This is a genomic window from Knoellia sp. S7-12 (assembly GCF_040518285.1).
Taxonomy (GTDB): domain Bacteria; phylum Actinomycetota; class Actinomycetes; order Actinomycetales; family Dermatophilaceae; genus Knoellia.
This window is the reverse complement of record NZ_CP155449.1, coordinates 2181221-2206202: the sequence shown is the minus strand read 5'-3', so window position 1 is coordinate 2206202 and position 24982 is coordinate 2181221. Positions and strand designations below refer to the sequence as shown.

The 24982-nt window shown below is 66.6% G+C and carries 26 protein-coding genes and 1 riboswitch; of the genes, 12 read left to right on the top strand and 14 right to left on the bottom strand.

The genetic code is table 11. The features are described 5' to 3' along the window. Positions 1-10 precede the first annotated feature (10 nt). Complete coding sequence (locus tag V6K52_RS10655; protein WP_353950093.1) at positions 11-706, bottom strand: response regulator transcription factor; 696 nt, start codon at positions 704-706, stop codon at positions 11-13. A 377-nt stretch (positions 707-1083) separates the two neighbouring features. Here V6K52_RS10655 and V6K52_RS10650 point away from each other — a divergent pair, with 377 nt between their 5' ends. The 5 genes from V6K52_RS10650 (at position 1084) to V6K52_RS10630 (ending at position 4898) form a co-directional block, all read left to right on the top strand. Beyond that, complete coding sequence (locus tag V6K52_RS10650; RefSeq protein ID WP_353950092.1) at positions 1084-1476, top strand: M15 family metallopeptidase; 393 nt, start codon at positions 1084-1086, stop codon at positions 1474-1476. A 96-nt stretch (positions 1477-1572) separates the two neighbouring features. After that, entirely contained in the window at positions 1573-2658 is a 1086-nt protein-coding gene (gene mraY, locus V6K52_RS10645; protein ID WP_353950091.1) for a phospho-N-acetylmuramoyl-pentapeptide-transferase, read from the top strand. A 9-nt stretch (positions 2659-2667) separates the two neighbouring features. After that, complete coding sequence (locus V6K52_RS10640; RefSeq protein ID WP_353950090.1) at positions 2668-3072, top strand: NUDIX domain-containing protein; 405 nt, start codon at positions 2668-2670, stop codon at positions 3070-3072. Positions 3073-3345: 273 nt separating this feature from the next. After that, a complete protein-coding gene (locus tag V6K52_RS10635) occupies positions 3346-3972 on the top strand; it encodes an ATP-binding protein (protein WP_353950089.1) in 627 nt (208 codons plus the stop codon). 134 nt (positions 3973-4106) lie between these two features. After that, the gene (locus tag V6K52_RS10630; protein WP_353950088.1) at positions 4107-4898 is read left to right on the top strand and encodes a VOC family protein; all 792 of its coding nucleotides are present in this window, start codon (positions 4107-4109) and stop codon (positions 4896-4898) included. 62 nt (positions 4899-4960) lie between these two features. On the opposite strand, the gene V6K52_RS10625 is transcribed toward V6K52_RS10630, so the two are convergent. Continuing rightward, positions 4961-5371, bottom strand: a complete 411-nt coding sequence (locus V6K52_RS10625; RefSeq protein ID WP_353950087.1) for a VOC family protein — start codon at positions 5369-5371, stop codon at positions 4961-4963. Between the two features lie 10 nt (positions 5372-5381). After that, positions 5382-5825, bottom strand: coding sequence for a helix-turn-helix transcriptional regulator (locus V6K52_RS10620; RefSeq protein ID WP_353950086.1), 444 nt, complete (start codon positions 5823-5825; stop codon positions 5382-5384). A gap of 80 nt (positions 5826-5905) precedes the next feature. On the opposite strand from V6K52_RS10620, the gene V6K52_RS10615 reads away from it, so the two are divergent. Together V6K52_RS10615 and V6K52_RS10610 are read left to right on the top strand one after the other, a co-directional pair. Further along, on the top strand, positions 5906-6367 hold the full coding sequence (locus tag V6K52_RS10615; RefSeq protein ID WP_353950085.1) for a GNAT family N-acetyltransferase: 462 nt from the start codon (positions 5906-5908) through the stop codon (positions 6365-6367). A 51-nt stretch (positions 6368-6418) separates the two neighbouring features. Beyond that, a riboswitch (guanidine-III (ykkC-III) riboswitch) is annotated at positions 6419-6483 on the top strand. 13 nt (positions 6484-6496) lie between these two features. After that, the gene (locus V6K52_RS10610) at positions 6497-6811 is read left to right on the top strand and encodes a multidrug efflux SMR transporter (RefSeq protein WP_353950084.1); all 315 of its coding nucleotides are present in this window, start codon (positions 6497-6499) and stop codon (positions 6809-6811) included. Between the two features lie 103 nt (positions 6812-6914). On the opposite strand, the gene V6K52_RS10605 is transcribed toward V6K52_RS10610, so the two are convergent. Together V6K52_RS10605 and V6K52_RS10600 are read right to left on the bottom strand one after the other, a co-directional pair. Beyond that, the gene (locus V6K52_RS10605) at positions 6915-7247 is read right to left on the bottom strand and encodes a single-stranded DNA-binding protein (RefSeq protein WP_353950083.1); all 333 of its coding nucleotides are present in this window, start codon (positions 7245-7247) and stop codon (positions 6915-6917) included. 141 nt (positions 7248-7388) lie between these two features. Further along, positions 7389-10676: a GH92 family glycosyl hydrolase gene (locus V6K52_RS10600; protein WP_353950082.1), complete on the bottom strand. Its 3288-nt coding sequence runs from the start codon at positions 10674-10676 to the stop codon at positions 7389-7391. Positions 10677-10842: 166 nt separating this feature from the next. On the opposite strand from V6K52_RS10600, the gene V6K52_RS10595 reads away from it, so the two are divergent. The 4 genes from V6K52_RS10595 (at position 10843) to V6K52_RS10580 (ending at position 15157) form a co-directional block, all read left to right on the top strand. Beyond that, entirely contained in the window at positions 10843-11580 is a 738-nt protein-coding gene (locus V6K52_RS10595; RefSeq protein ID WP_353950081.1) for an SGNH/GDSL hydrolase family protein, read from the top strand. Between the two features lie 409 nt (positions 11581-11989). Continuing rightward, positions 11990-13171: a M15 family metallopeptidase gene (locus tag V6K52_RS10590; RefSeq protein ID WP_353950080.1), complete on the top strand. Its 1182-nt coding sequence runs from the start codon at positions 11990-11992 to the stop codon at positions 13169-13171. Positions 13172-13220: 49 nt separating this feature from the next. Next, entirely contained in the window at positions 13221-14606 is a 1386-nt protein-coding gene (locus V6K52_RS10585; RefSeq protein WP_353950079.1) for an MFS transporter, read from the top strand. Positions 14607-14794: 188 nt separating this feature from the next. Then, the gene (locus V6K52_RS10580; RefSeq protein ID WP_353950078.1) at positions 14795-15157 is read left to right on the top strand and encodes an RNA polymerase-binding protein RbpA; all 363 of its coding nucleotides are present in this window, start codon (positions 14795-14797) and stop codon (positions 15155-15157) included. 131 nt (positions 15158-15288) lie between these two features. On the opposite strand, the gene V6K52_RS10575 is transcribed toward V6K52_RS10580, so the two are convergent. The 6 genes from V6K52_RS10575 to V6K52_RS10550 are packed head-to-tail and all read right to left on the bottom strand — an operon-like array spanning position 15289 to position 20946. Next, positions 15289-15729, bottom strand: a complete 441-nt coding sequence (locus tag V6K52_RS10575) for an FxsA family protein (protein WP_353950077.1) — start codon at positions 15727-15729, stop codon at positions 15289-15291. 56 nt (positions 15730-15785) lie between these two features. Then, positions 15786-16559, bottom strand: coding sequence for a polyprenol monophosphomannose synthase (locus V6K52_RS10570; protein WP_353950076.1), 774 nt, complete (start codon positions 16557-16559; stop codon positions 15786-15788). Beyond that, the gene (gene lnt, locus V6K52_RS10565; RefSeq protein WP_353950075.1) at positions 16552-18144 is read right to left on the bottom strand and encodes an apolipoprotein N-acyltransferase; all 1593 of its coding nucleotides are present in this window, start codon (positions 18142-18144) and stop codon (positions 16552-16554) included. Before lnt ends, V6K52_RS10570 begins: the two co-directional genes overlap by 8 nt. Positions 18145-18167: 23 nt before the next feature. Next, positions 18168-18578, bottom strand: coding sequence for a hotdog domain-containing protein (locus V6K52_RS10560; RefSeq protein ID WP_353950074.1), 411 nt, complete (start codon positions 18576-18578; stop codon positions 18168-18170). Continuing rightward, complete coding sequence (locus V6K52_RS10555) at positions 18575-19360, bottom strand: OAM dimerization domain-containing protein (RefSeq protein ID WP_353950073.1); 786 nt, start codon at positions 19358-19360, stop codon at positions 18575-18577. The genes V6K52_RS10560 and V6K52_RS10555 overlap by 4 nt, the downstream gene beginning before the upstream one ends. Then, on the bottom strand, positions 19357-20946 hold the full coding sequence (locus V6K52_RS10550) for a lysine 5,6-aminomutase subunit alpha (protein ID WP_353950072.1): 1590 nt from the start codon (positions 20944-20946) through the stop codon (positions 19357-19359). Before V6K52_RS10550 ends, V6K52_RS10555 begins: the two co-directional genes overlap by 4 nt. Positions 20947-21074: 128 nt before the next feature. Here V6K52_RS10550 and V6K52_RS10545 point away from each other — a divergent pair, with 128 nt between their 5' ends. Beyond that, positions 21075-22181, top strand: coding sequence for a winged helix DNA-binding domain-containing protein (locus V6K52_RS10545; protein WP_353950071.1), 1107 nt, complete (start codon positions 21075-21077; stop codon positions 22179-22181). A gap of 36 nt (positions 22182-22217) precedes the next feature. Here the strand turns inward: V6K52_RS10545 and V6K52_RS10540 are convergent, their stop codons facing one another. The 3 genes from V6K52_RS10540 to V6K52_RS10530 form a co-directional block, all read right to left on the bottom strand. Next, positions 22218-23003 (bottom strand): hypothetical protein, encoded by a 786-nt coding sequence (locus V6K52_RS10540; protein WP_353950070.1) that lies wholly within the window; start codon positions 23001-23003, stop codon positions 22218-22220. A 269-nt stretch (positions 23004-23272) separates the two neighbouring features. Next, on the bottom strand, positions 23273-23800 hold the full coding sequence (locus V6K52_RS10535; RefSeq protein WP_353950069.1) for an RNA polymerase sigma factor: 528 nt from the start codon (positions 23798-23800) through the stop codon (positions 23273-23275). Positions 23801-23837: 37 nt separating this feature from the next. Next, positions 23838-24977, bottom strand: coding sequence for an L-erythro-3,5-diaminohexanoate dehydrogenase (locus V6K52_RS10530; RefSeq protein ID WP_353950068.1), 1140 nt, complete (start codon positions 24975-24977; stop codon positions 23838-23840). Positions 24978-24982: the final 5 nt, after the last annotated feature.

The window sequence follows — 24982 nt, the reverse complement described above, 5'->3', positions numbered from 1 at the left end:
GCCAGGCCGCCTAGCCACGGTCACCGCTCGCGGTCGCTCGGTCTGGATGAGGCTCGATGCGGTAGCCGACTCCAGGCACGGTGACGATGACCCAGGGTTCGCCGAGCCGCTTGCGCAGGGCCGACACCGTGATCCGGACTGCGTTGGTGAAGGGGTCGGCATTCTCGTCCCAGGCCCGCTCCAAAAGCTCCTCGGCACTGATGACTCCGCCCTCAGCCGCGACGAGGACTTCGAGCACGGCGAACTGCTTTCGGGTGAGCGCTACGTAGCGATCGTCGCGGTAGACCTCCCGACGGAACGGATCCAGGCGAACACCTGCGATTTCGCGCACCGGCGGCCGGCTGTGGCCGCGCCGACGATCGAGTGCTCTGAGGCGGAGGACCAATTCCTGGAGCTCGAAGGGTTTGGTGAGGTAGTCGTCGGCACCGAGCTCGAACCCGGAGGTCTTGTCATCGAGGCGGTCGGCGGCGGTCAGCATGAGGATCGGAATACCGGTGCCCGTGGCGACGATGTGTCTGGCGACCTCGTCGCCGGAAGGGCCAGGAATGTCGCGATCCAGGACGACGAGCTCGTAGGTGTTGATGCTCAGCAACGCCATCGCGGTGTCACCGTCGCCTGCGATGTCTGAGGCGATCGCCTCAAGGCGTAGTCCATCGCGGATGGCTTCCGCCATCAGGGGTTCGTCCTCGACGATCAACACACGCATGCTGTCGATGCTAGGTCTCACACATATCGGCGGCGTATGCAAAACGGCATACGCGCGGGCAACGCGTCGCTGCCTTGACTGACAGGGTGACCTACAACGAAGCAACGGGAGCAAGAACCAGGTGGAGCAGGACGGGAATCGTCCGTGCCGGTGGGCTGCTGGTGGCCCTCGTCGCGGTGGCCACAACCGTCATCCACTCGTTTCTGACCACAGCAGAGTCGACCGCGTCGTCCTTCTCGCCACTGGCGGTGTCCGCGTCGTCTTCGATTGACGCATCACCCGTCGCCGTTCCTCCCGGTGAGCACCGCCCTGAGCTTCCTGGGGGAGGGGGAGAGTCGTCCGAGGATGTGACGGTCTTCAGCGACAAGGTTCCTGCCGTGACCAAGTTGTCCGGCGATCTCCTGGATGCCCTGCGTCAGGCCGCACGTGACGCGAAGCCAGACGGCGTCGAGTTCATCGTCAACAGTGGCTGGCGTTCGGCGGAGTATCAGGATCAGCTGCTGCGTGACGCCATCGCTCGGTACGGCTCAGAGAAGGAAGCCGCACGCTGGGTGGCCACATCGAAGACGTCGGCACATGTGTCCGGCGATGCCGTGGACATCGGACCCGCCGCAGCTGCGAAATGGCTGTCCGAGAACGGCGCTGACTACGGGCTGTGCCAGATCTACCGGAACGAGCCGTGGCACTACGAGCGGCGCCCGGGCGCCGCCGAACTGGGTTGCCCGAAGATGTATGCCGACCCCACGCAGGATCCGAGAATGCAACGGTGATCTCGGTGCGACCGCCAAGGGCGCGTGTCGCTGCTCGCCGATTCGGGGTTCGTGATTCAGAGTTGCTAGCGAGTTGGCTCGGGCGGAGGGGGATTCATGCGGGGCGTCGGCCTGAGCGGTGCCCTGGCATTGGCTTTTACGCTGTTGGGGACCCGAACGGCGATCGGATGGTTCAACAAGCACGGCTTCGGCCAGCCGATCCGTGTTGACGGTCCCACGACGCACCATGTCAAGCGCGGGACACCGACCATGGGTGGCGTCGTCATCATGTTCGGCGCGACGGCTGCCTATCTGATCGCAACGTTCCTGACGGGGAATCGCCCAAGTGCCAGCGTGTGGCTGCTGCTCCTGCTGTTTGCCGGGTGCGGGGCGGTGGGCTTCCTCGATGACTACATCAAGGTCTACCGACAGCACAACCAGGGCTTGCGCAGTGGCGCCAAGATGGCTGGGCAGACTGTGGTCGCGCTGGGGTTCGGGATCTTGGCGACGCAATTCTTCGCCGACGAGCGGGGAGTCGGGCCAGCTTCGCAATACATCTCCACGACGCAGGACTGGGGAGTCAAGCTGCCATTGGTGGTGGTCCTGCTGGTGATCTGGTTCATCGTCACGGCAACGTCCAACGGCGCCAACCTCACGGACGGTGCCGACGGCCTGCTCACTGGCATCGGCGCGATGATCTTCGGGGCCTACACCGTCGTCAACATTTGGCAGAGCAACCAGATGTGCGGCTCCTCGCGGCCCACGCTGGTGGCGTCCCAGTGCTACCAAGTGCGAGACCCGCTGGACCTCGCCGTCTTCTCCGCGGCCATCGCCGGAGCATGCGCCGGATTCCTCTGGTGGAACGCCAAGCCTGCCCGGATCATCATGGGCGACGTGGGGTCGCTGGCCATCGGGGGAGCACTCGCGGGGCTCGCGATCATGTCCCGCACCGAGCTGCTCATGGCTGTCATCGCCGGGGTTTTCGTCCTCGAGACGATGTCCGTGCTGATTCAGGTGGGCTACTTCAAGGTCACCAAGCGACTCACCGGTGTCGGACGCCGCGTCTTCCGAATCGCTCCCATCCATCATCACTTCGAACACCTGGGCTGGGATGAAGTCAACGTCGTGATCCGCTTCTGGGTGATCGCTGGCGTCTTCGTCATGGCGGGACTGGGCGTCTTCTATGCAGCCTGGCTTATCTGAGTTGCCGCCATGACCACCCAGATTTCGATCGCAGTTGCAGCACTCGTGCGCGACGGTCGCGTGCTCCTGGTGCATCGCCGTCCATCGCGCCGGTGGTACCCCAATTGCTGGAGCCTGGTCGGCGGACACGTCGAGTCGGGGGAGTCGCTTCACCGGGCCGTCAGTCGGGAGTGCCTTGAAGAACTCGGTGTCCACGTCCACGACCCTGTGCCCATCTCGCTGACGATCGATGACCCCACCCTTGACATGCACGCTTTCCTTGTCACGCGCTGGGAAGGGGAACCTGTCAATGCCGAACCCGAGGAGCACGACGATCTTCGCTGGTTCCGGCCCAACGATCTCGCCGACCTGAAGATGGCCCACCCGGAAAGCCTGCCCAGCATCCGGGGCGCTCTCCAGATCGCGACCGAGTAGCCGTTACGAACCGACTGCCCATCGGCGTGGGACCACAGTTCTGCACACGGTGCTGCGGTCGCAGGGGAGAGTGAGAGGAGTGCCGCACACCTGACGAAAGAGCACCACTTGACATAATGTTGATTATCGGCGTTTGGTCACCAAGGCGCGAGCACACGCAAGAAGTCCCCGTCCCCTGGGCATTGAGTCCGACTCCGCAGGCCAGATCTCATCCTGAAACATCCAGGTGTCTGCCGCATCGCGTGACTTGATCACTGTTGAGAGGATCACCTGGTGAGTCATTCTGGGTCGACGTGGGAGAACACCACGCACGACTGGGCGGCCAGCGTGGACCACGAGCATCTCTTGCAGATTCGGGACCAGCCCGCAACGTACGCGCCCAGTGGCGTCGAGCACCTCATTCTCGAGGTGCTCGCCTACGCAGCCGACGAGGTTGAGTCTGCGGGTGCAGCGGGCCGCGGGATCGTGACGTTGCACGCAGACGGCTCTGTGTCGGTGGCCGACGACGGTCGCGGCACCGACACCCGCATGGATGCAGAGGGGCGAGTGGTCAAGAAGCCGATCATGGCTTCCAAGGACCTGCGTTTCTTCGGCAACCCCGATGCTGAGACGCTGTCGGACGGCCATGCCCGCCGCGGGATGTCCGATGTGGCCGCCCTCAGCGAGTGGCTGATCCACACCAACCGGCGCACCGGCGGGTCCTGGACTCAGGTCTACGAGCACGGTGTGCCAACCACCGGTCTGACGCCCGTCGCTGGCGATGGGACGACTGGCACCACGGTGCATTTCCAACCTGACCTCGCGCTCCTGCGGAGCCCCGTGACGCTTTCGCCCCAGCTGACCCTCTCAGACACCTGGCCACAGTTGCGCGTCGAGCTCGTTGACGAACGACCACACTGAGCCACCCGAGCCTCGACCAAGTGAGCATCCTCCGACGTCCGACGTCCGACGTCCGGCTCAGCACTCCCCTGCTCAGCCGCTCCCCCAGACAAACTCCGTTGCGGCACGGTGAAAGCGATACCTACGGTGAAGGCATGACAGCTCAGCTGCACGCCGTCCGGATCGACGCCCGCGAACCACAGCGGGTGGGCCGGTTCTGGGCCGGAGTCCTCGGTTGGGACCTCGTCAACGAACCGGGTGGCGACGTGGTGCTGCAGCCGGCAGACGGCACGGCATACCGAATCAGCATCCACGAGGTGGAGACGCCAAAGCGTGGCCAGAACCGTATCCACTTCGACCTGACGAGTTCATCGCCCGAGGCCATGGACGCCACCGTGGCGCGCGCTCTGGAGCTGGGCGGGCAGCACATCGACATCGGCCAGGGCACGCACAAGGACCACGTCGTCCTTGCAGACCCCGAGGGCAACGAGCTCTGCGTCATCGAGGCGGGCAACAACTTCCTCTCCAACACCGGCGTGATCGGCGCGATCAACTGCGACGGCTCGCAGGCCGTCGGCTACTTCTGGAGCAAGGCGCTCGACTGGCCACTGGTCTGGGACCAGGACGAGGAGACCGCCATCCAGTCACCCGACGGCGGCTCGAAGATCACGTGGAGCGGTCCCCCACTCATGCCTCGCGACGGCCGCGACCGTCTGCGCCTTGACCTGGTTCTCGGGCAGCACGACGACCTGCAGGCTGAGACCGACCGACTGGTGGAGCTCGGCGCGACAGAAGCCAAGACCGCCGACACCGACGGGCTCCGCGCAGGCATGGTTGCCCTGATCGATCCTGACGGCAACGAGTTCCGCGTCCTGACGCTCACTAGTCCCCCGCTGCCCGGTTCGGGGACGGCATCGAGGGCGCCGTGGACCGATATGTCGCGATGACCCGAGCCACTCAGCAGCTCGTCGTCCTCACGAGCACCTGACCCGGGCGATCGCGTCGCTAGTCAGGACGCCTGGTTGATGCGTACGTGGTTGCCAGCCGGGTCCCGGAAGGCACAGTCCCGCACGCCATAGGGCTGATCCGTGGGCTCCTGGATGACATCGGCACCGGTTGCCTGGATCTGGTTGAAGGTCTCGTCGACGTCGGACGTCTGCAGGACGATCGTCGCGTAGGTGCCCTTGGCCATCATCTCGGCGATCGTGGTGCGCTCGTCGTCGGTGATGCCCGGGTCGACGGCGGGTGGAGCGAGCACGATGGTGGTGCCCCGTCCGCCGGCCGGTCCCACGGTGATCCAGCGCATGGTGCCCTGGCCGACATCGTTGCGCACCTCGAAGCCGAGGGCGTCGCGGTAGAACGCCAGTGAGGCGTCGGGGTCAGTGTGTGGAAGGAAGGTGTGGTGGATGTCGAGGTTCATGCCTGCGACGCTAGCGGGGCTCGAACGGCGGTGCTTCTCGATTCCTGATCGGTCTCGTGACCGCCTTGGTGACGCATGACGGCAGCTCACCGGCGGAGTCCTGCGCCAAGCGGCGGTAGGTGCTGGGCGGGATACCCACCAACTCGGTGAAGCGACTGCTGAAGGTGCCGAGCGACGAGAATCCGACGGTGAAGCAGACGTCGGTGACGCTGAGGTCGCCACGGCGGAAGAGCGCCATAGCGCGTTCGATGCGACGAGTCATCAGATAGCTGTAGGGCGACTCGCCGTAGGCCGCCTTGAACGATCGGCTGAGATGCCCGGACGACATGTGCACGTCGTGTGCCAGCGCTTCGACGTTGAGCGGCAGAGCGAACTCGCGATCCATCCGGTCGCGCACCCGGCGCAACAGTATGAGGTCGCGCAACCGGTCCTCAGACGCAGAGTGTTCGTCCATGACAGAGATCTTGCTACGACAGGAATCTGAGGCGCCACTCCCCCATGGTCAGTTGCTCCCGTTCGCACTAACCTCGATGAATGGACCTGGCTTGGGCCGCACGAACCAGCGATGAATATCGCTGTGCCGCACAGTTGCTCGTCGACTTCAACACAGAGTATGACGATCCCTCGCCGGAGCCGGAGTGGCTCGCTGGCCACCTCGCAGAGCTCGTGCGGGGCGGAGACACGAGCGTGCTTCTCACGGGTCAGCCACCCATCGGCCTGGCGATCCTGAGGTTTCGCACCGCGACGTGGGCCGCAGAGCAGGAGGCCTACGTTGCCGAGTTCTATGTTGCTCCCACGCACCGCGGTCAAGGTATCGGGCGCCAGTTCCTCGCGGAGGTCCTCGACCACGCCCGTTCCCGCGGCGCCACCTACATCGACCTCAACACCTCGGAGGACGACGAGGCCGCCCGACACCTCTATGAAGACTTCGGGTTCGACTGCCACGAGGGCCGAGGAGAAGGCCCGCTGGCCATCTACTACGAACGAGAGCTGTGATGGGCTGGCCACAGGAAGTTGCCCACCCATCCCCTATGTGAGATTGTTCTTGGAGAGCCTTGTGCAGGCTCCCGGACGAGGGGCGCCGTACCCGGCACGCGACAAGACGGCCCACAGGAGTGACTCGTCATGTCGTGGATCGTTCTCGTTGTATCCGGTGTCCTGGAAGCCGTGTGGGCCACCGCTCTTGGCCGTTCCGAAGGTTTCACCCGGCCTATCCCTACCGTCACCTTCGGCGTTGCCCTCACGCTCAGCATGGGCGGGCTCGCCTACGCGATGCGTGACCTTCCCATCGGGACGGCGTATGCCGTGTGGGTCGGCATCGGTGCCGTGCTCACGGTCGGCTACGCGATGGTCACCGGGCAGGAGCCGACATCGGCCCTGCGGCTGATCCTCGTCGCGATGATCGTTGCTGGCGTCGTGGGTCTGAAGCTGACTCACTGACCGGCCGCAGGCGCAGGTCAGCCTGGAGGTGTCAACAGCTCGATGGTGCGCCGGTGCCCATGAGCGTGCGCCTGGACGGGGCCGGCCGTTCACGCCGGTGCGGTCATGCCCGACGACGCGCCAGCTTTGTCACCTCGACTTCGTAACGACTCGCCGCACCGCCCGGGGTCCTGAAGAAGCGCCGCCGCAGGGCGCCCGTGACATGCACTTGGTCGCCGTCGCTCACGCGCCCGGCCGACCGGCGAGAGGCTGATGACCAGCAGGCCAGGTCGATGGTGTCGACGGGACCTCCGGTCGGACGTGACACCACCAGACGCAACGTCACCAACTGGTCCCCGCTGGGCAGAACTCGCACCTCGGGCTCACCGCTCACCCGCCCGGACAGCTCCACCGTGTTGACCGACGTCTGCGTCGTGTCTGCGGTCTTCGTTGCCATGCTCCACTCCCTGCTCACGCCGCACGCGGCACCGATGTCTGGTGCCAGCGTGCGGCGGTGCGCCAGGGTGCCGCCAGACGCCCTGACGGATCTGTGGACAACGAGATGTCCGCCAGGGCCCTGTGGACAGATTCCCGCGCCTCACTCGAGGGTCAGGGCGTACACCTCGAAGCGTGGGTCGTTCGGCAGGGTGATCGACTGCAACTGCTTGCCGCCATCGGCCGCACCGCTCGCCGCGAACAGCTGCACCGGCGGGCCGTCGACACCCGATCCACCCTTGATGCGGTGGTTCATCGCGATCGCGACGGTGTTGCCGTTGTGACCACTGCCAGCCGCCCAGTCAGTCAACGAGACGGGCACGTTCGCCGCGGAGCCGTCCGTATAGGTCACCCGCAGCGCCGTCGACACGTCACCGTTGTGAGTCGCACCGATGAGTCGCAGTTGGGACCTCGCCCCGGCCGGCACGAGCAGGGTCTGTCCGCGAGCCTCGACAAAGTTGGACGCGGTGCCGGCAGCCGACGGAACGGCATACTCGACTCCGTCGTGTTCCCACGGACCGGCGGCCGGGAGCAACGCGGCATCAAAAGCCCATCCGCTCCCGTCGAAGTTGCCCTCGCTGCTGGCAGCGACCGTTGCGGTCCCGTCGTGGTTGCGCTCAGCGCCCAGGTCGACGGCGCACGGTGCGGCGGCCGCTGCACACGTCAGTGGCTCCTTGAGGGTCACCGTCACGGTGCGGACGACGTCGGGCACTCCCGGCGCAGAGGCCGTGACGACGACCTGGTGGTCGCCCGGAGCTGCGCCCTCTGGCAGGCCCAAGGTCACCGGCACCGAAGCCGAGGCGGGCACTCCGTTGCTCTTGAGGACGACATCGCTTCGACCCTCAGCCGCGGTCCATCCGGCCGGAGCGGCCACCGTGACACGGACCGGCAGGCTCTTCTGTGCCTGCCCGACGAGATCGACGACAAACTTGCCTGACGTCGCATCGGTGCCCAGGACAAGCGGATTGGGGCGGGCCGTCATGCTGAGGCTCACCTTGGACGAACCCTTGGAGGTCGACACAGACGGCGGGACATCGGACGGGCGAGTGCCCCACGAGCTCGGCGCATCGCCGACGACGTGCTGCAATGAGCCGCCCGATCGCAGTGCGTCCCAACCGATCCAGCTCTTCGTGCTGCGAGAGCCGTTGACCATCAGGGACTGCACATAGCGACGGTCGTCCGAGACACCGGGCGCGGTGATCGTGAGACGTCCACCCTGGCGAGCTGTCCCGGTCTCCGGGCGAGCGACGGTGATGTCGGTCCGCTCGAACTGGGGACTCGAGACGACGAAGTAGTTCGCGCCGCTCATCGGCGGGTGAATTCCCCAGGAGGACATGACGTACCAGGCCGACATCGTGCCGAGGTCGTCGTTGCCGGTCATCCCGTCGGGTCCGGGATTGAACAGTGTGTATGCCGCCCGCGTCACCGTCGCGGTCTTGGCCGGCTCACGAACCCATGCGTACATGTAGGGCGCGAGCAGGTCCGGTTCGTTGTTCGGGTTATAGGTCGGCTTGCTGTAGTAGGCGTAGGTCGCCTCGATCCAGTCGTTGCGCACCGTCCCCTCGGGGTCGGTCAGCAACTTGTCGTAGGCAAAGAAGTCGTCGAGGCGCTGGGACGCCTTCTCCTGACCGCCCATGAGCTTCACGAGGTCGGCCGGGTCCTGCGGCACGAGCCACTGGTACTGGTAGGCCCCGCCCTCGTGGAAGGCGTGCGACGCCTCAACGGGGTCGTAGGGGTCGAGCCAGGTGCCGTCCTCGAGCCGCGGCCGGAAGGTGCCCGTCGACGAGTCGAAGAGGTTGCGGTAGCTCCGTCCACGCTCGTCGAACATCGCGGCGTCGGCGCTGTGCCCGAGACGCTTTGCCATGAGAGCAAGGGACGCATCTGCGGCGGCATACTCCAAGGTCGCCGACGCCGGATGAACGCAGTCGTTGTCTCCGCCGTGGTGCACGCAGTCCGTGCCGAGCTCGAGCCCGAACGGGATGTAGCCGAGCTTCTCGTAGTAGTGCTGTCCGCTGCGGCCGTTGAACTGACTGTCGACAGGTGGCCGCTGAGTGGCGTTCTGCTTCAGCAGCGCATAGGCCTCTGCCTCGTGCCCGGCGAGGAAGCCCTTGGACCAGCCCTCGACAAGGAACGGTGTCACCGGGTCGCCGGTCATGATGTTGGTCTCGCTGTTGGCCAGGGCCCAGCGCGGGAGCCATCCGCCCTCACGTCCGATGGCGAGGATCGACAGGTAGGAGTCGCGCGCCACGTCGGGTTCGAGGATCTCGAGCAACTGGTTCTGTGGACGATAGGTGTCCCACAGCGAGAAGTTCTGTCGCGCGGTCCATCCATCGCTGGTGTGGACCTTGCCGTCCCAGCCGAAGTACTTCCCGTCCACGTCCTCGGCGAGGTTCGGGTGGAGCATGGCGTGGTAGAGCGAGGTGTAGTAGGCCGTGCGTCGCGCGTCCGTCCCGCCGGTGATCCGCGCCTTGCCGAGCTGGTCCTCCCAGCGCTGGGTGAGGTCAGCTCGCGTCGCGTCGAAGTCGAAGGACGTCCCCGTCTCGGCCGCGAGGTTGGCGCGAGCGCCGGGCACCCCCGTGTAGCTCAGGCCGACCTTGAGGGTGCTGCTCGTAGTGCCCGCGGGGAACGTCACCCAGGCGCCGTTGCCACCACGCACGGTGGAGGCGTCACGGCTGCCGGGGGTGCGGGTCGACCCGGTCCACGTGCCGAAGCTCTCGAACGGCTTCTCGAACTGGGCCGAGAAGTAGATCGTGTGCTGGTCCTTGCCGGCGCAGAAGTTGCCGTTGTGGATCCGACCTTCGATCGTGCGGTCGCCGACGACGTGGATCTCCGAGTCGAAGACCGTGCTGTTGGCCTTGGCCGTGTTGAACAGGACGTTGGCCTGCTTGCCCTCCGGGAAGCTGTATCGCTGCCACCCCGTGCGGTCGGTCGCCGTGAGCTCGGCGTCGATGTCGTACTTCGTGAGACCGACCCGGTAATAGCCCGGCGTCGCCTCTTCGTCGTCATGGGAGAAACCGCTCCGGTATGCCGTGGTGTCAGTTGACGTGACCGCGCCCGTCGTCGGCATGACGGGGAGTTCGCCAACCACCGGACAGCCCACGCCGGACAGGTGAGTCTGGCTGAAGCCGTGGATCAGGGACTGGGAGTAGTCGTAGCCGCCCTCTCCCCCGGTGTCCGGACTGACCTGAACCATTCCGAAGGGGGCACTTGCACCAGGGAAGGTGTTGCCGTTGTCCTGGGTCCCGATGAACGGATTCACTTCGGCTGTGAGCGGCGTGGCCGCCTGAGCGGCGGCGAGGCCCGCCGAACCGTCGGTCGGCACGGAGAGGCCGAGAGCAAGGACAAGGCTGCCGGCGAGACTGGCGGCGGGCCGGGACAGGATGCGGCGCATTGGTGCTCCTTGTGGGGCGGCGGTGATCCACGAGCTGTGAGGACCTCACCTTCTCGGTGGACCACCACCGGGTCAAACGGAAGGTTCCGCCTTGTCCACTCAGGTCAAGGCACCGGACAGGCCTACCTCCGCGGCCAGTTGCGCGACTCGTGGAACACTGCAGGACATGACCGACCGGCTCGAGAACGGCGCCCTCGCCGCACTTCTCGTTCTCACTCTGATCCTCGTGGGCTTCTCGCTGCGCAGCCGGGCTCCCGAAGCTTCTGCCCGACAGAGTCCCGGTCCGTCCGCGTCGGCCACGGCATCGCCGTCGCCGTCGCCGTCGACGTCTCAGGGCGGGTCGGTCGTCTTCCTCGGAGACTCCATCGCCGAGGGCAAGAGTGCAACGACCCCCACCAAGCGCTGGACCGCGCTCGTCGCAGATGGGCTCGGGCTCACCGAGGTGAACTTCGGGCATGCGCGCACCGGCTATGTCCGCACGGGTTCGGAAGGATCCTGTGGCGACCGGGCCTGCCCCAACTTCGAGGGCATGGTTCCGGAGGTTGCCAAGGCGAAACCGTCGACGGTCGTCATCACCGGAGGTGGCAACGACTCCGGCCTTCCGGCGGAGGACTTCGCCCATGCCGTCACGGACACCATCGCCGGACTCAAGAAGGCCATTCCTGGGGCCACCATCTATCTCGTCAACCCGTGGTGGGACCTGCGTCCTGTGCCGGAGTCGCTGGCCGTGCAGGCCGCCGCTGTCAAACGTGCGGCCTCAGCGGCCGACGCCGTCTATCTCGACACCAAACAGCCCCTCGTCGACAAGCCGGAGCTCATGGTGGCCAGTGGGACGAACCCCAACGACAGGGGCCATGCCGCACTGGCCAAGGCCGTCACTGAGGCGATCGCGCAGTCGGACTGACAAGAGGACGACCCCTCATCTACGCTGATTGGAAGGAACCGCCGGGTGAAGCCTGGGTCAGCACAGGGGCGCGGGTGACGCGCCCGGAGAGTGGACGTCCACCATGCAACGGAAGCTACTGTCGCGGCTCGCGGCAGGACTGACCGTATCTGCGGCGGCCGTTGTCCTGACGTTCGATGTTGCCTCCGCAGAGCCCGTCCTCCCGACACAACCCGTCCCCACCCCAACTGCCGTTGTCAACGAGCCGGCGGGCACGACGACCCCGATCCCGACCGCCACGCCGCCGTCGCCCAAGCCCACCCCCAGCACGACACGATCCACCAGGACGCCCCTTCCGTCCTCCACGCGTCCTTCGGCGACGGCGAAGCCAGAGCCCACACCGAGGGCCACACCCAAGCCGTCGCCACGCATGCCCTGGCAGCCACCGGCCCCCGGGCAGTCGGATGACGGGCCAACGTCCTTCGACCCTGGCGAGACGCTGACGACAACCGACCTGGCCCAACAGATCGACGCAGCCGACCAGATCTGGGCCCAGATCACGGCGTCCAACACCGGACTCGCTGTCGCGCTCAAGGAGTTGCAGGGTCTCTCGACGCAGTCCAATGCACTCCTCGAGTCGCTGACCGAGGCCAGATCAGCAGAGGCCGCGGCAACCGCCTCTGCGGCCCAGGCCAATGTCGAGCTCGGTGTGCTGCAGGGTCGACTCGACCGTGCCCGCACCATCGTTCGTGAGTGGGCGTTCCAGGCCTACGCCGAGGGCGGCACCGGCGCCGAGATGCTCTCGATGCTTGATGCGATGGGAGCCGAGGAGGCCGAGGTGGGCGACCCGCTCGGCGACCTGTCCTATCTGACCGAACAGCGCGTGCGGGCTGTCGACGAGGTGCGAACCCTGACGGCCCGACAGCGTGAGCTCACGACGAGTCGCGCAGCCGCCCAGAAGGTCGCGGCCGAGGCCGCTGCCAAAATCGTTCGCGAGAAGGCCGCTCTCGACGCCCTCGTCAAGACCCAAAAGGAGAAGTTGGCCATGCTGCAGAAGTCACAGGCCGCCGACATCGCCAAAGCCGGCCCCATCGCGGCATACCTCGTCGGTATTCAGACCCCCGAGGCCACGGTCGCCTACGCCAAACTGGCCAAGGTCCTTGGGCCCGCCCTCGTCACTGCGGGAGTGGGCAAGGCGTGCAGCACAGCCTCAACCTCCTACCCCAACGGCATGTTCCCCACGTCCGCCCTCTGCCCCTTGTGGCAGGCGAACGGCGACATGCTCACTCCTCGCGCCGCAGCGGCCTTCAACGCCATGAGTCAGGCCTACGCCAAGCAAACCGGCAGTCCGATCTGTGTCACCGACTCCTACCGTTCGCTCCCCGAGCAATACGCCATCAAGGCCAGCCACGGGCGATTCGCCGCACAACCAGGCACGAGCCGTCACGGCCTGGGTATGGCCCTCGACCTCTGTGGCGGCATCAACAACTTCGGCTCACCCGCTCACATGTGGATGAAGCAGAACGCTCCGCTCTACGGCTGGTTCCACCCGAGTTGGGCCAGTCCGTCCGGCGCCACTCCGGAGCCGTGGCACTGGGAGTACGCAGGCTGAGTAGACATACTCGCCCTTTCACCCGCTCGGGTGTGCCACAGTTCGGCACATGACGACGCAGTCGGCCAGAGCTGCCGCCGAGGACTACTCCACCAACGCCCGGTACCAACGTCCTTGGTATTGGTACGACTGGGCGAACTCGGCATTCGTCACCACGACCGCCACCGTGCTCTTCGGGCCGTACCTCACGTCGATCGCGACTGAGGCGGCCTGTCCCGGGCTCGCTGAGGGCGCGGACTGTGCGACGGATCTCAGCGTCCTCGGTCTGCCCATCGACCCGGGCTCGCTGCATCCCTACACCGTGGGTCTGTCGACCTTCGTCGGTGCATTGATGCTCATTTTCGTCGGTGCCATTGCCGACCGGACCAAGCGCCCGGCGCGACTCATGGGCCTGTTTGCCGGGATCGGAGCCGTCGCCGCCTCGCTGATGTTCTTCGTCGAGGGCGCGAACTGGCAACTGGGCGTCCTGCTCCTCATGATCGCGAGCATCGCGCTCGGGGCATCACTCGTGGTCTACGACGCCATCCTCGTGCGGATCTGCCCGCCCGATGACCGAGACAAGGTGTCCTCACGCGGCTGGGCGCTGGGCTACCTGGGTGGTGGTCTGCTGCTCGCCGTCAACTTCCTGATGCTCAGCAACGAGGACACCTTCGGCGGCACCGGCCAGACGGTGCGGATCAGCATGCTCATGGCCGGCCTCTGGTGGGGGCTCTTCTCCCTCATTCCGGTCCTGGGGATGTGGCAGATGCGTGGCGTCGAACGGCCCGTCGTCGCGGCCACGGCCGGCGTCTTCGGTGGCACGTTCCGCCAGCTCAAGGACACCTTCAAGCACGTTCGTATGCTGCGTCAGACGATGCTCTTCCTCGTCGCCTACATGTTCTTCAACGACGGGATTCAGACCGTCATCGGTCAGTCCAGCCTCTATGGCACCGCTGAGCTGGGCTTCTCCGAGACGACGATGCTCACGCTCTTCCTCATGGTCCAGTTCGTGGCCTTCGGGGGCGCCCTGGTCTTCGGGCGGATCGCCCGCACCCAGGGGGCGAAGCGGACAGTCCTGGCGGGGATCGTCATGTGGGTGCTGGTCATCGTTGCGGCGTACTTCGTCCCCGAGAGGGCCACCGGGGCGCTGTTCGCGCTCGGTGTCGGCATCGGTCTGGTGATGGGTGGCACCCAGGCACTGAGTCGCTCGATGTACTCCCAGCTGGTCCCCCGCGATCGCGAGGCCGAGTTCTTCAGTCTCTATCAGGCGCTCGAGCGCGGCACGAGCTGGTTCGGCGCTGTCATCTTCGGCGTGGTGCATCAAGTGACCGATTCCTACCGACCCGCCATTCTCGCGCTCATCCTCTTCTTCGTCGTCGGTGGTGTCCTGCTCGCGAAGGTCGACATGCGTCGAGGCATCCTCGAGGCTGGCAACGATGTGCCAGCGGTGGTTTAGATCCGCTAGACTGATCCGTCGCGCCGATTGGGCGTGATTCCGGTCACAGGGGGACTTGCGCCCAGCACGGGCGGCAGCGACGTCATCGCTGCTCTCGGAACAACGGCGGTTCCTCAGCCGTTTCACACTGTGACACCCGGCGCCAGCACCCACCCGCCGGGATCCACAAATTCGTTGGGAGATACCCCATGGCAGAACGCAGCCTGCGCGGCAGCCGACTCGGCGCCCTCAGCATGGAGACGGACGAGAACGTCGTCCCGAGCGAGCGTCAGATCACGACTTACCTGTGCCCCCAGGGGCACAAGATCGAGCTCCCGTTCTCGATCGAGGCCGACATTCCCGCAGTCTGGGAGTGCCGTTGCGGCGAGGAGGCCAAGCTCCAGGGCGGCGGCCCCGAGCCCGAGGCGAAGCCTGTCAAGCCGGCACGTACCCACTGGGACATGCTGCTCGAGCGTCGCTCCATCCCCGAGCTCGAGGAGCTCCTGGAGGAGCGCCTCACTCTGCTGCGCGCGTCGCGTGGTGAGAAGCCGGGCAAGAAGAAGTCCGCCTGAGGGTCACTCCCCCACAGACGCCGTATGCCGTGTGCCCTTGTCGGGCACACGGCATACGTGCATCTGACCGGACCTGGAAACTTCACAAATGCCAGAGAACCTTCTGACGCTTTTGTGAAGTTTCCCAGGCGTCAGTCGACGACTTCGCCGCGGATCGTGCCCTGCGCGCCGGGGGACGACGGTCCGCCGTGCCCAGACGGGAACGGCATCCGTACGAGAACTCGGCTGGCAACGAACGCCTCGAGGATCCGGCGGGCGAAGACGCGCGTGAACGGCAGCACGAAGAACAGCCCGATGACGTCGCTGACGAAGCCGGGCAGCAGCAGGAAGGCGCCACCGATGAGGACGAGCGCCCCGTCGGCGATCTCGCGGCTCGGCATCCGACCGGTCTCAGAGGCCTCCCGCAGTGACTTCCACGTCCGGGCTCCTTCTCGGCGCACGAGCCAGGTGCCGAGGACCGTCAGGAGCAGCAGAGCGAGGATCGTCCACCCGAGGCCGATGGTCTTGCCGACGGCGATGAGCACGGCGATCTCGATGATCGGGGTCAGGACGAGCCCGACCAGCACGAACATGAGCCATCGGGGGCGCTTCGGTCGTCGCGCATAAGGGGTGGAGCCGGTCGGATGTGTCACAACTGGTGCCAACGAGCACGGCGCGTGAGCCGTTCCCTGACCTGGTCGACGCGGCGCTGCACGCCCCAGACCGTGATCCTGCTCAGCGACTCCCGCACAATGCTCTGGTCCATCTTGGATTCACCGTGCACGCGCTCGACAAAAATGATTGGCACCTCGACGACGACGAGACCCGCTTGGACGGCCCGTCGGGTGAGGTCGACCTGGAAGCAATAGCCTGCTGACTCGACACTGCCGAGGTCGATCTGGCGCAAGGCGTCGGCGCGATAGACGCGGTAGCCGGCCGTCGCGTCGTTGACGTGCATGCCAAGAACGATGCGGGTGTAGATGTTGCCGCCGACGCTGAGGACCTTGCGGTGGGTCGGCCAGTTGACGACCTCACCCCCGGACACCCAGCGGGATCCGATGACGACGTCGGCGTCCTCAGCGGCGGCCAGCATCCGACGCAGGTCCTCGGGGCGGTGCGACCCGTCGGCGTCCATCTCGACGAGAGCGTCATAGCCCTGCGCAAGCGCCCAGGCAAAACCGTGGAGGTATGCCGCGCCAAGACCTTCCTTGCCGGCTCGGTGAAGGACGTGGACCCGGTCGTCGGCCTCGGCCAACTCGTCGGCGAGGGCACCAGTGCCGTCGGGTGAGTTGTCATCGAGGACGCAGACATCGATCTCGGGGACGGCACGCCGGACCCGGTCGAGGATGGTCGGGAGGTTCTCGCGCTCGTTGTAGGTCGGGATGAGCACGACAACGCGGTCGAGAGGTGGACGCTCAGTCAACGTGGTCCTTCGTGGGTGGCGCCGAAACAGGTCGTTCGACCCTATCCCGTCGACCACGCAGTCCGGCCACAACCATGAGGGCGATGAGCGCCACAGCCGCGCCCCGCTCCGGCCACGGTCCGAGCTGGTCGGAGATGGTCCGGTCGGTGCGGATCGCCACCGAGCCAATCCGCTGCTCGGCCGTGAAGAGCCCCGTCTTGCCGGTGACGGATCCGTCCGGGGCGATGAAGCCGGACACCCCGACGGTCGACACGTGTGCAACGGATCGACCGTGCTCGATAGCCCGGATCCGTGAGATGGCGAACTGCTGCTCCGACTCGGCCGTGTAGCCGAACGTCGCGTTGTTGGTCTGGACGAGCAGGAGGCTCGCGTCCTTGCCCTGCTGGGTCACTGAGTCGCGCATCAATCCGTCGTAGGCCACCTCGAAGCAGATGGTCGGCAGCGCCCAGTATGCACCGGACGGGGCGTCGACCCGGAACGCTCCGAGGTCGGTGCCCTTGGCGAAGTCCTTGGTGACGAGATCGACCTTGTCGCTGAAGTTCCGGAAGAAGGAGCGGTAAGGGATGTATTCGGCGAAGGGGACGGGGTGGTTCTTGACGTAGCGCTCGGGCTCCCCTCCCCCGGGCGGGTAGAAGAGGGAGACGTTGGAGACCTGGGGCTCCGGCTCCTGGAGGACGGCCCCGACGATGACCGGCACCCCGACCGCGGCTACGGCGCGTTGCACCTGGGCTGCGGCGTCGGCGTTGCGGATCGGGTCGATGTCGGACGCGTTCTCGGGCCAGACGACCAGGCTCAACGGTTCGGGTACCCGCTCCCCCAGGTCGGACTTCGCTCGCTCCGCCAGCGCTTCGGTCCCGCGGACGTGGTTGTCGAGGACCGCCCGGCGCTCGGCGTTGAATTCCAAACCGGGTCGCGGCACGTTGCCCTGCACGAGCCCGACGGTGACGCGACGTCCATCGGTGCTCGGGGTCATGAATCCAACGAGCACCACCCAGGCAACGGTCACGGCAGCAATGGCGAATGACTCGCGCGGGTTTCGCTGCAGAACCGTTGCAGCCATGAGGAGCTGGGTGCCAACCACTGCGACGGCGAGAGTCACCCCGGGGGCCCCAAGCCACTGTGCCCAGTTCACGAGTGGACTGTCGGCCTGGCTGAATGCCAGCCGGGCCCATGGGAATCCGCCGAACGGGGTCGTTCCACGGGCGAGCTCCTGAGCGACCCATGCCAGGGGAATCACGGCATACACCGATTGTCCCCACCGCGGACGGAGACGTTGGCCGACGAAGCCGACGACCGCGCACATGACGCCGAAGTAGAGCGCCTCGAGCGTGGCCAGCGCGAACCAGGGGAACTTGCCGACATAGACCCCGGACCACGACAGGACCGGGACGAAGAACGCCCAACCAGCGATGACACCGAGCCCGAACCCACGTCGGGCACCGACGTCGATCGTGACGGCGCCAAGGAGCGCCACAGCGATCGGCGCGAGCCACCAGAGGTTGTGGTCAGGGAAGGCCAGCCACAACAGGATCCCAGCGAGGATCGCACCGGTGAGGCGCACGGCATACGGGATCTTGGGTGGCACGGAGCCACCGTAGGTCACCAACCTCAGCGCGGCGGCACCACCACGACACCGCGCGCCGTCGTCGCCACGATCGGCGGCTCGAGGACGTCGGCTGCAGACTCTCCACGCTCGGGGTTGCCCCGGGCCACGACGCGCACGGCGAACTCCATCTCGCGGCTGCGCGTGCCCACGCGGACAAGGGTGGCCTCGATCTCGATGCAGTCGCCGGCGCGGACGGGAGCGAGGAACTGCACGTCGCTGTAGGACGCGAACAGCCCTTCGTCGCCGTCGGTGACGATGCACATCTCGGTGGCCACGTCACCAAACGCGGCAAGCGAGTAGGCGCCGTCGACGAGGTTGCCGGCGTAGTGCGCGTGGCTGTAAGGCACGTAGCGGCGGTGGAGCACCGTGGTGCCCGTGGGAATGCCAGCGGCGGTCTCGGTCATGGTGTTCATGCTCCCTTGCTCTGGCGATCGGCGGGGCCCTGCGCGACGAGGGCGTGGACGAGGTAGCTCGCGACTTCGCCGGGTGTGGTGCCGCGGCCGAAGATCCGGTCGACGCCCAGGTTCCCCGCCGAGCCCTCCTCGAACCGCGGCCCGCCGACAACGAGCAGCGGCACCTTGCCTGCGGGGAATGCCTCGCGGAACGCGGCCGACATCGCTGTCGTGTTGTGGATGTGGGCGTCGCGCTGGGTGACGACCTGGCTCACCAGGACGGCATCGGCCCTCTCCTCACGGGCGCGTTCGACGAGCTCGGGGATGAGGACCTGCGCGCCCAGGTTCACGACCTTGATCTCGCGGTGGTACTCGAGGCCCTTCTCCCCCGCGAAGCCCTTGATGTTGAGGATGGCGTCGATGCCGACGGTGTGGGCGTCGGTGCCGATGCAGGCCCCCACGACGACGAGCTTGCGGCGCAAGTGCCGCTTGATCGCGGTGTTGATCTCTTTGCCTGACAGCAAAGGGAATTCGCGCTCGATGACCTCGACCAGGTCGGGCTCGACAAGGTGCTTCACCGACCCGTAGACGACAAAGAAGGTGAAGCCGTCGCCAATGGGCTTGCTGTGCACGACGATCGCCGGCTCGATGCCCATCTTGCCGGCGAGCTGGAGGGCGGCTCCGTCGGCGCGTTTGCCGTTGGCCATCGGCAGGGTGAAGGAGACCTGCACCATCCCGTCGCCGGTCTGGTCGCCATAGGGCCGGATGACCGAGGGGGTCGTGGGCATGTCGGTGACGCTCATCGGGTGGCTCCTGTCTCGAGGAGGGTGATGGCGGGGTTGTCGTATTCGGGGGCGCGAACGATGACACCGTCGAGGCCCTTGCCAGCCGTGGCGGGCCGCTTCATCTCGCCGAAGGTGCCGTGAGCGATCGCCTCGAGAAGCGGTGCCTTGCCGGGCTCGTCGGTGATCTGCTGGAGCAGGTCGATGGCCTCGCCGAGCACGTGGCGGGCACGCGTCTGGATGAACCCGTCGCGTGGCGGGTGGAAGTCCTCGGTGAGCCCACCGGCCGCGTTGAGGACGTAGCGGACGTTCTGGAGCGCGATGTCGCGATCCGAGATCCACGGCGTGACGACCGCCTCGGTCATCATCCCGACGAGCAGGATGCTCTGGCCGGTGAGGGCGCCCGCGAGGTTGAAGAATCCGTCGAGCAGGTTGCCCTTGAACACGTCGCCGGTCATGTGCTTGGTCGGCGGCATCCACTTCAGCGGCGCGTCCGGGAAGAGGGTGCGGGCGAGCAATGCGTGGGCGAGTTCCATCCGGAACGAGTCGGGCAGGTCGGGGTTGATCTCGAAGGCGTGCCCGAGCCCGAGTTGCCAGTCCTCGAGCCCGGCCTCCTTGGCGAAGTACTCGTTGAGGAGCTGGCTCACCGTGACCGTGTGCGCGGCCTCGACGGCGTCGCTCGTCGTGAGGTAGTTGTCCTCGCCGGTGTTGATGATGATTCCGGCGCGCGCGTGCACCTGACGCGAAAACCGCTGATCCACAAAGGTTCTGATCGGGTTGATGTCGCGGAAGAGGATGCCGTACATGGAGTCGTTGAGCATCATGTCGAGCCGCTCCATGCCCGCGAGCGCCGCGATCTCGGGCATGCACAGCCCGGACGCGTAGTTGGTCAGCCGGATGTAGCGACCGACCTCTTTGCTCGTCTCGTCGAGCGCGGCCCGCATGAGCCGGAAGTTCTCCTGGGTGGCGTAGGTCCCGGCATAGCCCTCGCGCGTTGCCCCCTCCGGCACGTAGTCCAGCAGGCTCTGCCCAGTGGAGCGGATGACCGCGATGACGTCGGCGCCCTCGCGGGCAGCGGCCTGAGCCTGCGGGATGTCCTCATAGATGTCGCCGGTGGCGACGATGAGATAGATCCACGGCCGCTGCTTGGGGTCCCCGTGGCGCTTGATGAGCCGTTCGCGCGCTTTGCGCTGTGAGTCCATGATGCGTATGCCGCGTGCCACCGCAGTGCGTGACTGCTTGGCTACCGCTGTGGCGTCCTTGCCCTCGGGGACGCGGAAGTCGACGGACCGGCTGCTCGCCATCTGCGCAAGAGTCAGCAGGTCGGGGGCGGCGCCGCGGCGCAAGGCGTCCCAGACGGGGAGCGTCACACCGTGTTCGAGGCCGGCGCTCTCGCGGACGGCGTCAACGAGATGGTTGACCCACGGGACCCGCTCATGGTCGGCGCCAGCAAGGCCGGCGAGCCGCAGGGTGGCCCGCTCGACCGAGACGGTCGTGTGACGGCTGGTGATGTCGACCACCGGCTTGCCGACCTTGCGGGCGAGGGTGCGGGCACGACGGACATCGGCTCTGTCGAGCTCGAGAAGGGGTGAGGTACGCGAAGACACGCGGCAAATCTAACAGTGAGAGGGAGGACTTTCGGCCCAGCACACGCTGGACCGGAAATCCTCCCTCCGTCGAGCGGGCTGAGGTCGTTCGTGCCCCGGTGTCAGCGTGACTTCCTAGAGTCGTGCCCATGAGAACGCTGGGGCAACGGGAACTCAACCGGGCGCTGCTCGCCCGCAACCTGCTCCTCCAACGCTCACCCCTGGATGTGGTCACGGCCACCGAGCACCTGGTCGGGCTGCAGGCGCAGGAGCCGCAGGAGCCCTACGTCGGACTCTTCTCGAGGCTCCTCGACTTCGACCCCGTGGCGGCGAGTGAGCTGCTCGACAGCCGGCAGGTCGTCCGGACCCTGATGATGCGTCGCACCATCCACCTGCTCAGCGCCGCTGACTGCCTGGGTCTGCGAGCGCTGCATCAACCGATGCTCGAGCAACGGATGCGGTCGGTGCTGCGCTCACGCCTCGTCGGCGTCGACGAGGCGGACCTCAGGGATGCCGCCACTCCACTGTTCGAGGGTGACCCGAGGCAGCTGCCCGATGCCGGACGAGCACTGACCGATCAATGGCCAGATGCTGCGGCCCGGGACCTCGGCGACGCGATCAGCTCACTTGTGCCGTTGCTCCAGGTGCCACCGCGCGGGCTGTGGCGCGAGCAGGGACCCGCTCACAACACGCTCATCACATCGTGGCTCGAACGGCCGATCCCCGACGTCGGGGAACCTGGCGCCGTTGATGCCGAGATGTTGGTGTTGCGCTATCTGCGCGCCTACGGCCCGGCCGCCACGGCTGACATCCGATCGTGGTCGGGGCTGACCGGGTTGCCCGCTGCGGTGACGTCACTCATGCCCGACCTCGTCACGTTCCGCGACGAGCGGGGACGGCTCCTGCTCGACGTCCCCGATGGGACGCTGCCGGATCCGAAGACTCCCGCTCCCCCACGGTTCCTGCCATCCTTCGACAACGCAGTCCTCGGCTTCGATGACCGCTCCCGGATCATCGACGACGCCGACAAGGGCCTGAGCATCATGGGTGCGCGCTACCTCTTGGTCGACGGCCGGGTACGCGCGACCTGGACGACGCGCGCCGACACCACGTCCACCGTGCTCGTCATCTCACCTCTGGGCGGGCTCACCCGCGCCGAGGCCGGCGCCGAGGTCGACGTCGAAGGTGAGCGGCTGCTCGAGTTCCTGACGGCCGGGTCAGGCGATCACCGCATCGAGTGGACTTCGGCAGCCTGAACTCGACTGATCAAACCGAGGGGTCAGACCGCCCACCTACTGCAAGGTCTTGGGCACCGTTGCGCAGTCGAAATGAGCAGGGGTGGGGATCGAGCCGTTGCAGTTCCTGAGCCACTCGTTTCGTTCCATCTCCTCTGCAGCAGCTTGTTCAGCCAGGCCAGGAGGCATCGCCGAGACGACCTCACGGCGGGTGATGACCACACGCGTGTCCGTGACCCCGCGGAACGTTCCGCTTTCCTCGACGAGCTCGGCCGTCGTGCCGTCGAACACCAACGTGAAGACCTGGTCCTTGCGAATGGAATTGTCCGCAAAGTCCACGCGGACCATCGGCCGGCCCCCCACAACCGTCTTGGTTGCCCTGACTTCGGGCAGGGCCGCGATCACCTCCAGCGAAGCAGCGCGAACCTTGGGTGGCAGAAGACCACTGCGAGCCAGGTCGCCGATGGCGACGAAAACGGCCTCGTTCTCCGAACTGGACCTACTGACTTTTTCCCGGAGCAGTGACTGAAGGGCTTTCGGTTCATCTGGGAATGCCGTCGCATCCATCGGGCTCGGCCCGTCGACAAAAGGCCCGTCCTGAACGCCGAAGTCGTTGAGTCGAACCTCCCCGTTGGGAAATGAGTCGCGACGCCACAGGTGACCCTCGGAGCTCATCCAACTTTCCATGGTGCGGGGCGCCTCGCCGAGCTTCTCCACGGTCACGACATGAAGGAACGAGCTATCGGGGATGACGACTGGGTCAGCGTTCTCCGCAATGACGACGAGCGGTTCGATCGCCGCAGTCGCTGAGGTCGACTCGGATCCGATCAGCGCCGGGGACACGACGACAGTTGCCGCGAGCAAGGCCGCAGCTCCGGAGAGAAGCGCCGCACGCCGAAGGCCCAGACGTCGAGAGGGAAGCCGGCTCCTCTTGGGAGCTGCGGGCTCTGCGGCCCCGAAGAGCGAAGTCAACGAAGCGACGCCTCCCTCGGCATCCATCTCCGCAGCCTCCGCAGAGCGAAGGAGTGAGGTCAGGGTTGCGGCCTTGCGGTCGGCGCCCCAGAGGTCTTCGATCGACTCTGGAGTGGGACGTCGCACTTCGAGGATGTGTGTCATGACAACTCCTGGACGATGGCGAGAAGAGGGGCAGGCTGCGTCGAGTCGTCCTCACCGATGGCGGCCCGCATCCGTCCGCGAGCTCGACTGAGCCGCACCGTGAAGGCGCGAACCGAACAACCTGCGACAGCCGCGGCCTCGGCGAGGGTGAGCCCATCCCACGCAACCAGGAGCAGCGCTTCGCGCTCCGGTCGGGTGCACGTCGCCAACGCTTCCAGATGGCGCTCGCGTTCGACCATGGCCTCGTCAGGAGACATAGCCTGTGGCGCCTGCCAGAGGTCACGAACAGCGCTGAGCCACAACTGGTCTGCGCGCCTGCCCGACCGTCGCTGGTTGGCGATGATGTGCCGTGCCGTGACGATCAGCCAGGGCAGGACACGGTCGGGCAGCACCTCTCGACGACGCCACGCCACCAGGAACGTCTCGGACACGACGTCGTCGGCCGAGTCGGGCCCGACGTGTCGTCGCGCATAGGCATGAATCCGGTCCGCGTGCTCACGGAAGAGATCTTCGAGGTCATCCACACCTCGAAATGTCCGCTCGCCCCCGGAAGTCACACCGTCAGTGTGCTTCGAGTCGGCTTTCGAAGAGTTCGCGCACCGCATCGTTGCCGCGAATGAGTTCCAGCGCGTATGCCGCGTGACCCGGAACGTAGCCGTTGCCAACCAGCATGGTCACGTCGGCAGCCAGGCCTTCTGCCCCGAGGGCGGCCGCGGCGAAGTTCGTCGCCATCGAGAAGAAGATGACGGTGCCGCCTTCGGCCGTCGCGAGGATCGCGGGCTGCTCGCAGCCGGTCACATCGACGCAGACGACGGTGAGGTCGGCCGGGCCACCCACGGCCGCGATGGCCTCGGTGAGCCCGATCGGGTTGCGCGCGTCGGCGATGACGACGTGGGTCGCGAGGCCGGTGCCGTCGAGGAGATCCGCCTCGGCGGCGTCGCGCACGACAGCAACTCGGCGGGTGGCGCCTGCGTCCGCCGCGGCAGCGAGCGAGAGCGACCCGGACTTGCCTGCGCCCCCGAGCACGACTACGGACGGCCCCACCACTTCGTCCCCAACTCGCCAATTCCCCTCCCGCGGGACGAGGGTCGTGTCCCGGAGGGGCGGATTTGGCGAGTTCGGGACGTGAGTGGAACGGCCGGCATACCCGCTGATCGTCCGGGCGACGAGCGCAGGTGCGCCGCAGACATCCATGACCATCAACGCAAGCTCGGGCGAGAGGTCGTCAGGGAGCTTCGCCGCGATGGAGCGGCCGAAGAGGATCGCGTGACCGGAGGCAGGGACCCGCTCCCCCAGTCCGTCCCAATGCTCCAGCTCATCGGTGATGGCGAGCGGCGTGAGCGACAGGGAGACAAGGGTGGCAACGCGGTCGCCCGCGGTGAGACCGAGGGTGGACTCGGGGCCGGCTTCGGCGACGGTGCCGATGAGCATTCCGCCACTGCCGGTGACGGGGTTCTGCATCTTGCCGCGCTCCCCCACGATGGCGAGAACCTCCGAGCGGATGGCCGCGCCGTCTCCGGCGTGCTTGTCGTGGAGCTGTCGGTAGGACGCCGCGTCGAGGTTGAGGGTCTCGATGTCGATGCGGACCTCGTCGGGCCAGATCTCGGGTCGGGCGTCGAGGACACGCGCGGACTGCGGCAGCGACTCGCCGAGCGGCTCGAGGACGCGGTGGACGCCGAGGGGCGAGCTCGTCGTGCTCACCGATG

Excerpts from the sequence above, each read along its gene's own strand:
- V6K52_RS10655 (WP_353950093.1), bottom strand. The coding sequence starts at position 706 with ATGCGTGTGTTGATCGTCGAGGACGAACCCCTGATGGCGGAAGCCATC.
- mraY (WP_353950091.1), top strand. The coding sequence starts at position 1,573 with ATGCGGGGCGTCGGCCTGAGCGGTGCCCTGGCATTGGCTTTTACGCTG.
- V6K52_RS10640 (WP_353950090.1), top strand. The coding sequence starts at position 2,668 with ATGACCACCCAGATTTCGATCGCAGTTGCAGCACTCGTGCGCGACGGT.
- V6K52_RS10630 (WP_353950088.1), top strand. The coding sequence starts at position 4,107 with ATGACAGCTCAGCTGCACGCCGTCCGGATCGACGCCCGCGAACCACAG.
- V6K52_RS10625 (WP_353950087.1), bottom strand. The coding sequence starts at position 5,371 with ATGAACCTCGACATCCACCACACCTTCCTTCCACACACTGACCCCGAC.
- V6K52_RS10620 (WP_353950086.1), bottom strand. The coding sequence starts at position 5,825 with ATGGACGAACACTCTGCGTCTGAGGACCGGTTGCGCGACCTCATACTG.
- V6K52_RS10615 (WP_353950085.1), top strand. The coding sequence starts at position 5,906 with ATGGACCTGGCTTGGGCCGCACGAACCAGCGATGAATATCGCTGTGCC.
- V6K52_RS10610 (WP_353950084.1), top strand. The coding sequence starts at position 6,497 with ATGTCGTGGATCGTTCTCGTTGTATCCGGTGTCCTGGAAGCCGTGTGG.
- V6K52_RS10605 (WP_353950083.1), bottom strand. The coding sequence starts at position 7,247 with ATGGCAACGAAGACCGCAGACACGACGCAGACGTCGGTCAACACGGTG.
- V6K52_RS10600 (WP_353950082.1), bottom strand. The coding sequence starts at position 10,676 with ATGCGCCGCATCCTGTCCCGGCCCGCCGCCAGTCTCGCCGGCAGCCTT.
- V6K52_RS10595 (WP_353950081.1), top strand. The coding sequence starts at position 10,843 with ATGACCGACCGGCTCGAGAACGGCGCCCTCGCCGCACTTCTCGTTCTC.
- V6K52_RS10590 (WP_353950080.1), top strand. The coding sequence starts at position 11,990 with ATGCCCTGGCAGCCACCGGCCCCCGGGCAGTCGGATGACGGGCCAACG.
- V6K52_RS10585 (WP_353950079.1), top strand. The coding sequence starts at position 13,221 with ATGACGACGCAGTCGGCCAGAGCTGCCGCCGAGGACTACTCCACCAAC.
- V6K52_RS10580 (WP_353950078.1), top strand. The coding sequence starts at position 14,795 with ATGGCAGAACGCAGCCTGCGCGGCAGCCGACTCGGCGCCCTCAGCATG.
- V6K52_RS10575 (WP_353950077.1), bottom strand. The coding sequence starts at position 15,729 with ATGTTCGTGCTGGTCGGGCTCGTCCTGACCCCGATCATCGAGATCGCC.
- V6K52_RS10560 (WP_353950074.1), bottom strand. The coding sequence starts at position 18,578 with ATGAACACCATGACCGAGACCGCCGCTGGCATTCCCACGGGCACCACG.
- V6K52_RS10555 (WP_353950073.1), bottom strand. The coding sequence starts at position 19,360 with ATGAGCGTCACCGACATGCCCACGACCCCCTCGGTCATCCGGCCCTAT.
- V6K52_RS10545 (WP_353950071.1), top strand. The coding sequence starts at position 21,075 with ATGAGAACGCTGGGGCAACGGGAACTCAACCGGGCGCTGCTCGCCCGC.